General features: G+C 73.1%; 9 protein-coding genes and 1 pseudogene. 6 read left to right on the forward strand and 4 right to left on the reverse strand.

From position 1 onward, the window contains the following. Positions 1 to 15 precede the first annotated feature (15 nt). Positions 16 to 1308: an MFS transporter gene (locus DEJ51_RS26440; protein WP_150260095.1), complete on the forward strand. Its 1293-nt coding sequence runs from the start codon at positions 16 to 18 to the stop codon at positions 1306 to 1308. Positions 1309 to 1398: 90 nt separating this feature from the next. Here the strand turns inward: DEJ51_RS26440 and glgX are convergent, their stop codons facing one another. Next, positions 1399 to 3513, reverse strand: a complete 2115-nt coding sequence (gene glgX / locus DEJ51_RS26445; RefSeq protein WP_150260096.1) for a glycogen debranching protein GlgX — start codon at positions 3511 to 3513, stop codon at positions 1399 to 1401. 287 nt (positions 3514 to 3800) lie between these two features. On the opposite strand from glgX, the gene DEJ51_RS26450 reads away from it, so the two are divergent. Both DEJ51_RS26450 and DEJ51_RS26455 read left to right on the forward strand, forming a co-directional pair. Then, on the forward strand, positions 3801 to 5078 hold the full coding sequence (locus tag DEJ51_RS26450; RefSeq protein ID WP_150260097.1) for an SAV2148 family HEPN domain-containing protein: 1278 nt from the start codon (positions 3801 to 3803) through the stop codon (positions 5076 to 5078). Positions 5079 to 5199: 121 nt separating this feature from the next. Beyond that, positions 5200 to 5940: a 3'-5' exonuclease gene (locus DEJ51_RS26455; RefSeq protein WP_411757354.1), complete on the forward strand. Its 741-nt coding sequence runs from the start codon at positions 5200 to 5202 to the stop codon at positions 5938 to 5940. Positions 5941 to 6274: 334 nt separating this feature from the next. Here DEJ51_RS26455 and DEJ51_RS26460 read toward each other — a convergent pair whose 3' ends face one another. After that, entirely contained in the window at positions 6275 to 7138 is an 864-nt protein-coding gene (locus tag DEJ51_RS26460; protein ID WP_150260098.1) for an aminoglycoside phosphotransferase family protein, read from the reverse strand. 84 nt (positions 7139 to 7222) lie between these two features. Here DEJ51_RS26460 and DEJ51_RS26465 point away from each other — a divergent pair, with 84 nt between their 5' ends. Continuing rightward, on the forward strand, positions 7223 to 9391 hold the full coding sequence (locus DEJ51_RS26465) for an FUSC family protein (RefSeq protein WP_150260099.1): 2169 nt from the start codon (positions 7223 to 7225) through the stop codon (positions 9389 to 9391). 239 nt (positions 9392 to 9630) lie between these two features. On the opposite strand, the gene DEJ51_RS35620 is transcribed toward DEJ51_RS26465, so the two are convergent. Next, positions 9631 to 9765 carry a hypothetical protein gene (locus DEJ51_RS35620; protein WP_263411718.1) on the reverse strand — a complete coding sequence of 45 codons (135 nt, stop codon included), beginning with the start codon at positions 9763 to 9765 and terminating at the stop codon, positions 9631 to 9633. Positions 9766 to 9942: 177 nt separating this feature from the next. On the opposite strand from DEJ51_RS35620, the gene DEJ51_RS26470 reads away from it, so the two are divergent. After that, positions 9943 to 11961: a helix-turn-helix domain-containing protein gene (locus tag DEJ51_RS26470; protein WP_150260100.1), complete on the forward strand. Its 2019-nt coding sequence runs from the start codon at positions 9943 to 9945 to the stop codon at positions 11959 to 11961. 266 nt (positions 11962 to 12227) lie between these two features. Here DEJ51_RS26470 and DEJ51_RS26475 read toward each other — a convergent pair whose 3' ends face one another. After that, positions 12228 to 13109 carry a GNAT family N-acetyltransferase gene (locus DEJ51_RS26475; RefSeq protein ID WP_150260101.1) on the reverse strand — a complete coding sequence of 294 codons (882 nt, stop codon included), beginning with the start codon at positions 13107 to 13109 and terminating at the stop codon, positions 12228 to 12230. A gap of 229 nt (positions 13110 to 13338) precedes the next feature. On the opposite strand from DEJ51_RS26475, the pseudogene mgt reads away from it, so the two are divergent. Further along, positions 13339 to 14576, forward strand: a pseudogene (gene mgt, locus DEJ51_RS26480) (macrolide-inactivating glycosyltransferase). Positions 14577 to 14586 lie beyond the last annotated feature (10 nt).

A 14586-nucleotide genomic window follows, 5' to 3' on the forward strand; every position in this document is an offset into this window, starting at 1 on the left:
GTTAGTGTCGATCAAGTGGTTGGAACCGTCAGTACCTATGGAAAAGTCATCGCCCTGACCGGGCCCCTACTTCCGCTCGTCTCTTTCCTCGCCCGACTGCCCGTCGCGATGTCCCAGTTCGGCAGCTTCCTGCTGGTCGCCCGGACCAGCGGATCCCTCGCCACCGCGGGCCTGGTCGGCGGCGCCCTCTCCCTCGGGCAGGTCCTCTTCGGACCCGTCCTCGGCCGGCTCGCCGACCGCCACGGGCAGCGCCGCGTCGTCCTGGCCGCGGCCGCCGTCAACGCCGTGGCCACCGCGGCCCTGGTCGCCGGGGCGCTCACCCACCTGGCCACCGCCGCGCTCGCCGCGATCGGCGCCCTCACCGGCGCCTCCGTACCGCTGATCGGACCGCTCGCGCGCACCCGCTCGGTGGCCCTGGCGCACCGGGCCAGGTCCGACGAGAGCGTCGTCGGCGCCGTCCACGCGCTCGAAGGCACCCTCGACGAGATCTCCTTCGTCTTCGGACCCGCCCTCGTCGGACTCGCCGCCCTCCTCGCGCACCCGGCCGTCGCCCTCGCCGGAGCGGCCGCCCTCGTCGCCGTCTTCGGCACCGTCTACGCGCTGCATCCGACCGCCGCCGTCACGGCCGGGTCCCCCGCGCCGGACCGGGGCCCGGGAAGCCGGGTCAAGCCGCCCGGCGTGGTGCACGCCGTACGCGGCTCCCTCGCCCTCCAAGGGACGATGTTCGGCGCCTGCCAGGCCGGCATCACCGCGCTCACCATCGAGCTCGGCGTGCCGGACCAAGCCGCCGTCGTCTACTCCGCCATGGGCGTCGTCAGCGCGGTCGTCGGCATCTCCCTCGGCGCGCTGCCCACCCGCTTCGGGCTGCGGCTGCGCTGGCGGGTGGCGACCGGCGCGGCCCTGGTGCTCTCGGTGCCCCTGCTGTTCACGGACGGCCTGTGGCCGCTGTACGCCGTCGTCACCGTGCTGGGCGCCGCCTACGCACCCCACCTGATCACCGCGTTCGCCCTCACCGAACGGTCCGTGGAGCCGGCCGGGCTCTCCACCTCCATGGCCCTCGCCGCCAGCTGCCTGGTGGCCGGACAGGCCACCTCGCTCCTCGTCTGCGGACGCCTCGCCGAGGCGTACGGGCCCTCGGGGGCCTTCGCCGTGGCCGTCGGGGCGGCCGCGCTCTGCCTGGTCCTCGCCCTCGTCACCGAGGTGCCGGCCGCCCGGACGCACGCCGCCGCGGTGGACGTTCCGGGCCCGCGGACCGGCCCCTCCTCCCCGGCGGCGGACGAGGGCGCCCCCGCCTACGCGGAACGCTGAAGCAGCCTCCTGCGCCGGCCGCCGGCCGCCGGTCCCCGGGAGCCGGTCCCCGGGAGCCGGTCCCCGGGCGTCTGGTGCAGGAGCAGCGGCCTACGCCGGACGCTGGAGCACCACCAGGCACCGCCCCGTCAGCGCCACCCGGTCACCGGCCGCGAACTGCGGCCCGGTGCCGGGGGGCAGAACGTCCGCCCGCGCAGTGTCCACCACCAGCCGCCACTGCGCGCCGTGCCCCTCCGGAACGGTGAAGTCCTGCGACTCCGCCCCCGCGTTGAACATCAGCAGGAACGAGTCGTCGGTGATCCGCTCCCCGCGGGTGCCCGGCTCGGAGATCGCCTCCCCGTTAAGGAAGACGGTCAGCGCCTTCGCGTGCTGCGCCTGCCAGTCCCGCGCCCGCATCTCCTCCCCGTGCGGGGTGAACCACGCGATGTCGGACAGCTCGTCGTGCGTCCCCTCCACCGGCCGCCCGTGGAAGAACCGGCGCCGCCGGAAGACCGGGTGGTCGCGGCGCAGCCACACCATCCGCCGCGTGAACTCCAGCAGGGAAGGAGCCGGTTTGCCCGGCTCCGGCCAGCTCACCCAGCTCAGCTCGTTGTCCTGGCAGTAGGCGTTGTTGTTCCCCTGCTGGGTACGGCCGAACTCGTCGCCGTGGCTGAGCATCGGCACCCCCTGCGACAGCATCAGGGTGGCCGTGAAGTTGCGCATCTGGCGTTCGCGCAGCTCCAGGATCTCCGGATCCTCGGTCGGCCCCTCCACACCGCAGTTCCAGGACCGGTTGTGGGTCTCGCCGTCCCGATTGCCCTCCCGGTTGGCCTCGTTGTGCTTCTCGTCGTACGAGACCAGGTCGTTCAGGGTGAAACCGTCGTGGCAGGTGGTGAAGTTGATCGATGCCAGCGGGCGCCGGCCGTCGTCCTGGTAGAGGTCCGAGGAGCCCGTCAGCCGCCCCGCGAACTCCGCGAGCGTGCGCGGCTGCCCGCGCCACAGGTCCCGTACGGTGTCGCGGTACTTGCCGTTCCACTCGGTCCACAGCGGCGGGAAGTTGCCCACCTGGTAGCCGCCCTCGCCCAGGTCCCAGGGCTCCGCGATCAGCTTGACCTGGCTGACCACCGGATCCTGCTGGACCAGGTCGAAGAACGAGGACAGCCGGTCCACCTCGTGGAACTGGCGGGCCAGCGTCGCCGCCAGGTCGAACCGGAAGCCGTCCACGTGCATCTCGGTGACCCAGTAGCGCAGCGAGTCCATGATCAGCTGGAGCACGTGCGGGGAGCGCATCAGCAGCGAGTTGCCGGTGCCGGTGGTGTCCATGTAGTGCCGCGGATCGTCCGCCAGCCGGTAGTACGAGGCGTTGTCCAGCCCCCGGAAGGACAGCGTCGGCCCCAGGTGGTTCCCCTCGGCGGTGTGGTTGTAGACCACGTCCAGGATCACCTCGATCCCGGCCTCGTGCAGGGCCCGTACCGCCGACTTGAACTCCAGCACCTGCTGGCCGCGGTCGCCCGAAGCGTAGCCGTTGTGCGGGGCGAAGAAGCCGATGGTGTTGTAGCCCCAGTAGTTGCTCAGCCCGTCGTTGACCAGCCGGTGGTCGTTGACGAACTGGTGCACCGGCATCAGCTCCAGCGCCGTCACCCCGAGCTTGGTGAGGTGGCCGATCACCGCCGGGTGCGCCAGCGCCCCGTAGGTGCCGCGCAGCTCCTCGGGGAGGTCCGGATGGTGCATGGTCAGGCCCTTGACGTGGGCCTCGTACAGCACCGTGTGGTGGTACTCGTGGCGCGGCGGCCGGTCGTTGGCCCAGTCGAAGTACGGGTTCACCACGACCGAACTCATCGTGTGCGGGGCGGAGTCCAGGTCGTTGCGCGAGTCCGGCCGGCCGAAGTGGTAGCCGTACACCGCCTCGTTCCAGCTGACCCGGCCGCTGATGGCCCGCGCGTACGGGTCCAGCAGCAGCTTCGCCGCGTTGCAGCGCCGGCCTCGCTCGGGCTCGTACGGGCCGTGCACCCGGAACCCGTAGCGCTGGCCGGGCATGACCCCGGGCAGGTAGGCGTGGCGGACGAAGGCGTCCGTCTCACGCAGCTCCACGGCCGATTCCGACCCGTCGTCGTGGAGGAGGCACAGCTCGATGCGTCGGGCGGCCTCCGAGTAGACCGCGAAGTTGGTGCCGGCGCCGTCGTACGTGGCACCCAGCGGATACGCCTGTCCCGGCCAGACCTGCATAGATAACGACTCTTCCCTCATCGCCCGAAGATGTCCCGGCTGACCCGGCGTGGACCCAAGTCCCTGCCAGATCTTCCCCGAAAGAGGGGCCGCAAGCGCGGACTTGGCAGTGGTCCTACCGGGTGACCCGCAGAGCCGATATGCGGGTCAGCGGACTGTCTGCGCATCGGATAATGGGTCAACGGACAGCCCCCGTACGGGCCGTCGGGCTGCACCGGGCCATGCGCGCGGAGTACCCTTCCGTGATCACTGGAGACGGGCGTCCAGACGCAGAAGGCGGTGCACGGGTGAGCTCGGGAGGTCTGGAGCTGCCCCCTGGTGACAGCAGTCACGAGGGTGGCCCGGCGGACGCCCCAGGGGGTGTCCCCGGCGGGACACCCGCGGGGATCCCGGCCGGGGCGGTCTCCCTGGCGGGCGGACCGGCGGAGGCCGGGAACGCGGGGACCGGCGTGGAGCTGGACTGGGGCACGGAGGCCTGGAGCGAGGTCCGGACCCGGGCGCAGCGCGCCGGCCGTGCGTACATCTGGCTGAACCTCATCGAACAGCGGCTGCGCGCGGTGGTCGGGGCGGTGCTCCGGCCGATCTACGAACCGGTGCACGGCGCGGACGACTGGGTCGTCGCGGCCGCCGGACCCGCCGGACAGGAATGGGTGCAGCGGGCCGTGGCCGTGCGCGAGGTCAGCCGGCGCAAGGGCTACCTGCTCGACTCGGCCGACGACAACGTGCTGAGCTTCCTGACCCTGCCCCAGCTGCGGGAGCTGATGGTCCAGCACTGGCCCTGCTTCGAGCCGTACTTCGACGACCGGCGCGAGATCGAGCTGGCCCTGGACGAGCTGGAGGTCACCCGCAACGTCGTCTCCCGCAACCGGGCCCTGTCCCGGCCCGTGCTGGAGCAGGCGGAGCGGGCGTCGGCGCGCCTGCTGGAGGTACTGGGCGGGGTCTCCGGCAGCCCCTCCGCCGAACGGCTGCCGATCGACGCCGTCGAAGACCTGGTGGGGGACCGGTACGCGGACGTCATCTCGGTCCACCCCGACCGGGTGCGGCTGCAGCGCCAGCTCCCGGCCGAGGACCTCTTCGGGGGCGCGCGGCGGCTCGACGCCATCGGCATAGGGCTCAACCTGCTGGTCCAGAACTTCTCGGGCCGAAGACTCGTCCGGCTCACGGAGGCCGGCTGCCGGGTGCGGCTGCTGTTCCTGAACCCGGCGAGCAGTGCCGTCAAGCGGCGCGAGCGGGAACTGGGGCTGCGCAAGGGCGAGCTGAGCCGCTCGGTGGAGATGAACATCCTGCACGTCCGCCGGGTCCGGGCCGGTCTGCGGGATCCCTCGCGCTTCGAGATCCACGTCTTCGACGAGACCCCGCGCTTCACCGCCTACCTGGTGGAGGGCCAGTCCTCGGGCATCGCGGTGGTCCAGTCCTACCTGCGGCGGGCGCGCGGCATGGAGTCGCCCGTCCTGGTGCTGCGGGGCGGTGGACGGGGCGTACCGAAGGACGCGGAGCACGGGCTGTTCACGACGTACCGGGAAGAGTTCGAGTCGATGTGGGAGGACTCGCGGCCGGTGTCCTGACTCCGGGCCGGGCGGCCCCCGGCGCGCCCCGGCGGCCTGGCTGTCAGTGCCCCGTGGCAGGCTGAAACCCGTTGACCGAAGGTGTACGGGGGAGGGGCACGGGGTGGAGGACTGGCGCGGTATGGGGGACTGGCACGGCATGGCGGACTGGTACGGCGGCGTGCTGATCGGGTTCGACCTGGAGACGACCGGCACGGAGCCGGGGGAATCGCGGATCGTGACCGCGGCCCTGGTCGAGGTGCGGGCCGGGGCGGTACGAGAGCGACGCGGCTGGCTCGCGGACCCGGGGATACCGATCCCGGAGGAAGCCGCGGCGATCCACGGGATCAGCACGGAGCGCGCGGTCGCCGAGGGCCGCCCGGTGCGGGAGGTCGCGGACGAGGTCGCGGAGGCCCTGGTCGGCCACTGGCGCGCCGGCGCGGTGGTGGTCGCGTACAACGCGGCCTTCGACCTGACCCTGCTGACGGCCGAGTTGGCCCGGCACGGGCTGCCCTCCCTCGCCGACCGGCTCGGCGGGGCACAGACCGGGCCGGTGGTGGACCCGCTGACCATCGACCGGGCCGTGGACCGCTACCGGCGGGGCAAGCGGACCCTGGAGGCCGTCTGCGGGGTGTACGGGGTCACCCTCGACGACGCGCACGACGCCGGGGCGGACGCGCTGGCCGCGGTCCAGGTGGCCCGGGCGATAGCCGAGCGGCATCCGGAGGTGGCCGCGCTCACCCCGGCCGACCTGCACGCGCGGCAGAGCACCTGGCACGCGCGCTGGGCCCGGGACTTCCAGTCGTACCTGCGCCGCCAGGGCACCCCGGACGCGGTGATCGACGAGGCCTGGCCGCTGCGGGGCCTGGTCCCGGCCTACTAGGGGTTTCCGCAAAGTACCGCCTGCCCCGCGACGCCCGGCACCGCACCTCGCCGCGGCACCGCACCCGGCCGCGGCACCGCACCCGGCCGTGCGGCCGCCCGCATACGCGCCGCGCACGAACGCGCTTCCGCCCGGCCGGGCTCGGCCGGCAGGATCGCGAGGGGGACGGCCCGCGCCGTCCGGAGGCTGCGGGGCTGCGGGCGTGCCCGGGGCTCGCGACGGCCCTGCACTGCGCCCTGCCCCCGTGCACGAACGCGCCTCCGCCCTGCCCTGGCACGGCACCGGAGGCCGCGGGCTCCGCCGACACGATCCGGAGGAGACGGCCCGGGCGTGCCTAGAAGGCGTGCCACCGCGTTTCCCGGTCGCCCTCTCTGAGGGAGGCCACGCGGCGGCGGAACTCGGCCAGCGCCCTCGGGTTGACCGGGGCGTGCTGAGCGACCCAGGCACAGCTGGCCGTCTCCCGGGCGCCGCGCAGGACCGCGCAGCCCTCCCAATCGCGCACGTCCCACCCGTACGCCGTCACGAACGCCTCGTACTCCTCGGCGGACACGCCGTACCGGTCGCGGGAGAGCGCCATCACCACCAGGTCGTGCTCGCGCAGATCGGCCGACACGGTCTCCAGGTCGACCAGTGCCGGGCCGTCGGGGCCCACGTGGACGTTGCGCGGCAGGGCGTCGCCGTGTACCGGGCCCGGGGACAGCCGTGGGGTCAGGGCCGCCAGCTCAGCGGCGTAGGCGTCCCGGCGGGCCCGCAGATACTCCGCGTCGGCCGGGTCCACGGCATCCTGCGCCAGCCGCAGCCAGCGTTCGACCCCGCCCAGCAGGTCCCGCGCGGGCAGCGGGAACGGAGGAGCGGGCAGGGCGTGCACGAGGCGCAGCAGCGCCGCCAGATCCGCGGGCCCCGCGGGCCGCACCGCGTCCGGGAGCCGGTGCCACAGGGTCAGCGGGTGCCCGTCCACCAGCCGGGGCTTCGGCTCGGCCGCGCGGACCGCGGGAATCCCGGACGCGGCGAACCAGCCGGACACCGCGAGTTCCCGTTCGGCCCGCTCCAGCAGCGCCGCCTCCCGGCCCACCTTCACCACCAGGTCCCCGATGGCGAAGACCGCGTTCTCGCCGAGGGCGAGGAGGACCGCCGCCCCGGGCGCCGCCCCGGTCAGACCCGCCGCCACCAGTACGTTCCGCGCCCGTGCTTCGTCCATACCGCCGCTTTCGCCCTTCGCCGTGGATCCGCTGCCGCCCGTCAGTATGTGGTGGCTTCCGGCAGGTGGCCCGATCCTGGAGTCATGTGCGCCGAACATGACGGACGCGCCGACCGGGGCCAGGGCCCCTCGGTCGTGACGCGGCGCGCCCTGCGCACCACCCTGTCCGCGTGCGTCTCGTTCTTCGTCTGCCTGTACGCGCTGGACCGGCCGGTGGCCGCGACGTACGCGCTCTTCGCGGCCGTGTCGATGGCCGCCCTCTCCCACATCCCCGGCACCGGGCGCCAGCGGGCGGTCGTCATGGTCAAGGCGACCCCGGTGGCCTGGGTGCTGCTGACGATCGGCACCTACCTCGCGATCCGGACCTGGAGCGCCGTGGCCGGCATGCTCCTGATCGGCTTCGCCCTGGCCTTCGTGGCCGCGGCCGGTCCTCGCGCGGCGGGCGCGGCCCCGGGGTTGCAGCTGCTCTACATCCTGCCGTGCTTCCCGCCCTACGCGCCGGACACCCTGTGGGAACGGCTCGCGGGGGCCACCTTCGGCCTGCTTCTGCTGATCCTCGCCGAGCTCTTCCTGCTGCCCGAGGCACGCGGGCCGACCTACCGCCACCTGGCCGCCAGCGCGGCCGACACCGCCGCCCGGTGCGTCGCCGAGCTGGGCCGTGCCCCGTACACACTGTCCGCGGCCTCCGCGGAGACGGCCAGGGCGGCGGGCGAGTCGCTGCGGCCGTTCCGGATCGACGAGGCCGACCGGCCCGCCGGGCCTGGCCTGCGCGACCGCGCCCTGTCCCACATGGGCCTGGCCGCCCGCACGCTCCTCGCCCGCCTGGTGAACCTGCCCCCGGCGCCCCCGCCCCCGAGCCCGGTGCCGATGGAGCAGGAGACCGAGGTGCTGACCGCGGTCGGCCGGACCGTCACCGAGACCGCGGACCTGCTGGACGGCAGGTCCGACACGACCGAAGCGGCCGACGGCCTGCGGCGCGTACGGGAGCGGGTCACCGCCTCGGCGGCGCGGGAGGCGCCCACGACCGCACCGCGGGGCCGTCGGCGGGCGGCGGTGTTGGAGGTGGCGGACGCGGCCGTGGCCCTGGCGACGGCCGCCGAGCTGGCGGTACGGGGCCGGCACGCGCGGCTGCCCGAAGACGTCGACTCGGGCCGGTTCTGGTACGCGGGCAAGCGCGCGCCGCGTCTGTGGTGGCACCGGCTGGCGGGACACGCCGGGCCGCGTTCCGTGTACTTCCAGAACGCCGTCCGGATCAGCCTCGCGCTGGCGGCCGCCCGTACGGTCGCGGGTGTGGACTCCTTGCCCCACGGATTCTGGGCGATGCTGGCCGTTCTCAGCCTGACACGGACCACCGCCGCCCAGACCCGGGCGACCGTACGCGTGGCGATCACCGGCACCATGCTCGGCGCCCTGGCCACGGGGCTGCTGCTGGCTCTGATCGGCGGCCACACCACCGTCTACGCGATCGCCCTGCCGTTCGTGATGTTCACCGCGTTCCAGGTGGGGCCGGTCCGGGGCGTGGGCTGGGCCCAGGGCCTGTTCACCCTCACGGTGGCCTTCGTCTTCGCCCAGTTGGCGCCCGTGACCTGGCAGCTGGCCGAGGTCAGGATCCTGGACGTGATCATCGGCAGCCTGATCGGTGTGGTGTTCGGCGTGCTCGCCTGGCCGCGGGGGGCGCAGCGGGAGCTGCACCGGGCGGTCGCCCTGCTGCTGACGACGGAGGCCGAGACGGTCGAGCGCACGACGGCCGCCGTGTTGGAGGGAGGGCCGGGGCACGTCCCGGACGACCGACCGCTGCAGCACGCCCTGACCATGGCGGAGACCGCGTTCGCACAGCACCAGAGCGAGCCACGGACGACCGGGGAACCGACCACGGACTGGCAGGCGGCCATGATGTCGGGCCACCACGTGCTGTGGGGCTCCCGGCGGCTGTTCGTCCGCGGCGGCCCGGCCGTCGGGCCGGCGAACAGCGCCCGGCTGGACCACCGGGCGGCCGGGCTGGCCACTCGGATGCGCGAGGCGGCCGCGTGGGCGGGGGCGGGGGCCGGCGAGGACCCGGTAGCCGGGGATCCGCGGAGCGCGCCGCCCATGCCCGCCGGGCCCGCCGTGGACGGTCCGCCGGGGCTTTCCTCGCCGCGGTTCTTCGCCGCGCTCGCCTGGCTCAACTCCCTTGACGTCGACGTCGACCGGATGACGGCGGCGGACCACCCACCCGGCACTTCCGGCCCGGCCGGCTCGGCCGGTCGCTCCTGAGGCCACCGGGACGAATACGGCGGTGCCGGGGCCTTCGAGCCGCTCCACGGGAGTCGTTCCCCCGTCGCAGGCGAACGCGCGCATGCCTGCGGCTCGGGCTGCCTGAAGACCGCACCGGCCGTCCTCGGCCACGGAGCACGCCTCGGGCGCAGGCGGGGACGTGCGCGAGCGCGTCCAGGGCATCGGCGACGCCCTGGACGGGAGTGAGACGGCCGGCCCGGCTGACCGGGCCGGCCGTCTCACTCCTTGCGGGGGTCGTCGCCGCGGCCGGCTCGGTCGGCCTCGCGGCGGGCGCGCCGGACCTCGACCGCGATGGCCAGCGAGGCGCTGACGACGGTGAGGAAGTCGGCGGCGGCGGAGAGGAATTCGTTCATGTTCTGCCCTTCGGTCGGGTGGTTCGGCCACCGGGTGTCGCGGCCGATGGGCAGACGATGGACGGAAGTTGCTTTGTACGGACCTCTCGGGGCGGACAACGCAGGTAAGTTCCGGATGAACGGGCTGTTGTCCAGGACGGACCGGCCGAACAAGCTGGGCACCACGGGGGCGGATCGATGGCGGAGACGAACAAGCGCGGCCGCAAGTGGGCCCCCATCCGCCCCGTCAACACCCAGGCCGGCCAACTCGCGCAGTTCCTGCGCCACCACGTGGACGCCTCCGGCAAGACCCTCGCCGTGCTGGCAGGGGAGGTCGGGTACTCGAAGAGCCAGGTCAGCGCTCTGCTGGGCGGCCGGATCCCGCCCCGGCACTTCGTCATCGCGCTCATCTCCGCAACCGTGCCGGACCCGCTGAGTGAGCGCCGGCGGGCAGATGCCCTCCAGCTGTTGCACGATGCCGAGCACCCGCCCCGCACGTCCGCCCCCACGGTGCCGGCACGGACCGGCGCCGTTGCCCTCGCGCAGACGCAGGCCGATCAGATCCAGGTGTACGAGCGGCTCACGCGCGCGCTGGAACAGGAGGGCGAGCTGCGGCAGGCTGCGGAGAACTCGGCCCGCTTGATCTGGGTGCTGCTGGGCATGGTCCACCGGCTCGACGACCGGGTGCGCGTCCTGTCCGTGGAGCGCGACCGGCTCGCCGGACAGGTGGCGGGCGGGGTCGTGGAAGCCGCCGAGAAGAGGCTGGCGCGGGCGGAGGAGCAGAAGGCCAGGGCGGAGTCGGAGCTGGCGCGGGCGGAGGAGAAGAAGAAGCAGGCCGAAAGTCTCGCCGACCGGCTCCGGGACGAGATCGAGGCGCTCACCGACGAACTCGACCGGCTCCGCGGTGACGGACCCTCACCCCACGACGACCTCCCCCGCCAGGACGTCCGCTTGCACGAAAGGCCGACGGGCGATGCGGAGGCCGACGACATCGACACGGCCCTCGCCAGGGCCGCGGCGGTCAACGACGAGGACTCCGACACCATCGACCGGATCAGCACCGAGATCACCGGCGGTCCCGCCCTGGTCGAGACGGAGCTCCCCGGTGTCCCGGACAATCCCCCGACCAGCTCGGACGCGGCGAACAAACCGGCCGCACAGCTCAGGCAGGAGGCAGAAGCAGCCGCCGATCGCGGTGACGCCGCCGAAGCCGCGTCCCTCTACGGCGCCCTCGCCGCGATCACATCCGCCTACCTCGGTGCCCGGCACCCCGATACCCTCAAGCTTCGCGACGCCCACGCGCGCTGGACGGGTCAGAACGGCGATCCGGCCACTGCACGCGACCTCCACGCCGTACTCGTCACCGATCACACGCGCGTCCTCGGGCCCGATCACGAGCACACCCTGACCAGTCGCAACAACCACGCCCACTGGACGGGTGAGGCAGGTGACGCCACCACGGCACGCGACCTCCACGCCGCACTCGTTGGCGACCGCACGCGCGTCCTCGGGCCCGACCACCAGTACACGCTGATCAGCCGCAACGAGCATGCAGGCTGGACGGGTGATGCAGGCGATCCGGCCACTGCGCGCGACCTCTACGTCTTGCTCGTCGCCGACTGTGCCCGCGCCCTGGGGACCGATCATGAAGAAACCCTGGTCTGCCGCCACAACCGCGCCAGCTGGACGGGTAAGGCTGGCGATCCGGCCGGGGCCCGTGACCTCTTCGGCGTGGTCGTCGCCGACCGTGCCCGCGTCCTGGGGCCCGATCACGAAAGCACCCGGATCAGTCGCCACAACCACGCCTACTGGACGGGCAGGGCGCGCGATCCGGCCGGGGCGCGTGACCTCTGCAGCGCGCTGGTCGCTGACCGCATCCGTGTCCTGGGGTCTGACCACGAGGACACCCTGGACAGCCGCCACGACCATGCCTACTGGACGGGTGAGGCCGGTGATCCGGCCGGGGCGCGTGACCTCTTCAGCGCGCTGGTCGCCGACCGCATCCGTGTCCTGGGGCCTGACCACGAGGACACCCTGTACAGCCGCCACGAGCACGCCATCTGGACGGGTGAGGCCGGCGATCCGGCCGGGGCGCGTGACCTCTTCGGCGTGCTCGTCGCCGACCGTGTCCGTGTCCTGGGGCCCGGCCACGAGGACACCCTGAACAGCCGCTACAAGCACGTCCGGTGGGCAGACGAAGCGGACGGGACGGCCTGACCGCCCCCGCCGGCCGACGAGCTCGTCAGGCCCGGTTTCGATCGGGGGAGCAGGGACGGACCGGACGACGCGATGTCCGCGTCCGGTCCGTCCGGCCGCTGCTGGGCCGTCTCTTCCGGATCTTGCCGGGCCCGCGACGCCCGGCACCGCACCCAGCCGCGTTGTCGGGGCCGCCCGGGTACGTCCAGTACTCGGGCGGCCCTCCGCCTTGCCGGCCACGGCACCGGACGCCGCGGGCTCGGCCGACACGATCCGAAAGAGACGGCCTAGAGGTCGAGTTGGTACTGGTGTGTCGTGTGCGTCGGCGTGTATCCGAGACTCTCGTTGATCCGTCTCATGTGCGTGTTGCCGTCGGCGGTGTCGGTCAGGAGCCCGCCGAGGTTCGGGTAGTGCTCACGGGCGTGTCGGATCGACTCGGCCTTCATCCATCGGCCGAGGCCGTGACCGCGGTGTCCGGGCAGCACGCCGGTGCCGTAGTGCTGGCCCTCACCCCTGCCGTCGCCTGGGACGACCAGCTCGGTGAACCCGGCGATCGAGCCGTCCGAGGCGTCGACGGCAACGACGGTGTGCAGGTGGTCGCCGCGCTGTCCGACGGCCTTCGCCGCGGCGCGGACACGGTCCACGTCCCAGGTCACCGTGCCGTAGTCGGTGCCGTCCATGGGCATGTCGTCCATGGCGTGACGCGAGGCGGCGTACGTCTCGGCGAGGCCGTCGGGCACGGTTCCGTGCCATGACATCAGCCGGTAGCCGGCATGCGGACGACCGATGATGCGGGCGAGGGCGGTGGTGTCCGTGTCGGCCAGCGACAAGCGGCAGAACCTCAGCGTGAGGACCTTCCTGAAACCGCGTACCGGCAGGAACCGGTCACCTGGCGATCCGGCCTCGGCCTGCGCGATGACGCAGCGTCGGGCATCGGCTCGGGCGGCGGCCAGGGCGGCGTCGAGGAGCTGCGAGCCGACGTGCCGGCGTCGCTCCGCCGGGTGGACCTGGAGGGTCAGTTCGGCCAGGTGCTCCTGTCCGGGACTGTTGAACAGGCGCAGGAAGGCGGTTCCGACGGGGAGGGAACCGGCGTCGGACGCCAGCCATGCAAGACGCCGGCTGTTCGGGCCGTGAACGGGGTCGGTCAGTGGGGTGATGCGAGACGACAAGGTGTCTCCGTCGTGAGGAGGTGGCAAGGGTCAGTACGCGGACTCGACTGCTGGACGCTCCTGCGCATGTGCTCCACACCTCCTCGTCGACGGCGCCGGTCCCGAACCACATCGGACGGCGGTGAGAACGTAGCCGCTTCGCCGGTTCCTCGGCAAAGGGTTTCCGCAGCCACTCCTCGGCGGCCGCCCGGCCGGCGGGTCGGCCGGTCGGTCCCGCACTCAAAGCTAGTTGCACGAGACGTATCGTCTCGTTATGGTTCGAGCATGACCGCAGCCAAGCCCGCCCACATCGCCATGTTCTCCATCGCCGCCCACGGGCACGTCAACCCGAGCATCGAGGTGATCCGCGAACTCGTGGCCCGGGGCCACCGCGTCAGTTACGCCATCCCCGCCTCCTTCGCCGAGAAGGTCGCGGAGACCGGCGCCACGCCCGTGATCTACACCTCCACCCTCCCGACCGACGACGAGCCGGAAGCCTGGGGCACCGAGCTCATCGAAAACCTGGAGCCGTTCCTGAAGGACGCCGTCCAGGCGCTCCCGCAGCTCGCCGCCGCCTTCGAGGGCGACGAGCCGGACCTCGTACTCCACGACATCACCTCCTACCCGGCGCCCGTGCTCGCCCACCGCTGGGGCGTCCCGGCCGTGTCCCTCTCCCCGAACCTGGTCGCCTGGGACGGGTACGAGGAGGAAGTGGCCGAGCCGATGTTCGCCGAGCTGAAGGCCTCCGAGCGCGGCCAGGCGTACTACGCGGCCTTCGCGGCCTGGCTCACCGAGAACGGCCTCGGCCAGGACGTCGACCGCTTCCAGGGCCGCCCGCGGCGCAGCATCGTCCTCATTCCCCGGGCGCTCCAGCCGCACGCCGACCGGGTCGACGGCTCCGTGTACACCTTCGTCGGAGCCTGCCAGGGCGACCGCAGCGCCACCCAGGGCACCTGGCACCGCCCCCCGGCCGCCGAGGGCAGGAAGATCGTGCTCGTCTCGCTCGGATCCGCCTTCACCAAACAGCCGGCCTTCTACCGTTCCTGCATCGAGGCCTTCGCGGACCTGCCCGACTGGTATCTCGTCCTCCAGATCGGCAAGTTCACCGACGAGGCCGACCTGGGGCCGGTCCCCGCCAACGTCGAGGTACACCGCTGGGTTCCCCAGCTGGACATCCTGAGCCGGGCCGACGCCTTCATCACCCACGCGGGCGCCGGCGGCAGCCAGGAGGGGCTCGCCACCGCCACCCCGATGGTCGCCGTCCCGCAGGCCGTCGACCAGTTCGGCAACGCCGACATGCTCGTCTCGCTCGGCGTGGCCCGCCACGTCCCGATGGCGGAGGCCGACGCCGCGACCCTGCGCGAGGCGGTCCTCCAGCTGGTCGCCGACCCCGAGGTCGCCGCCCGGGCCCAGGCCGTCCGTGCGCAGATGGCGGCCGAGGGCGGCACGCGGCAGGCGGCCGACCTCATCGAGGCCGAATTGTCGTAGGCGGGTTCTA

The sequence above is a fragment of the Streptomyces venezuelae genome (assembly GCF_008642275.1).
GTDB lineage: Bacteria > Actinomycetota > Actinomycetes > Streptomycetales > Streptomycetaceae > Streptomyces > Streptomyces venezuelae_E.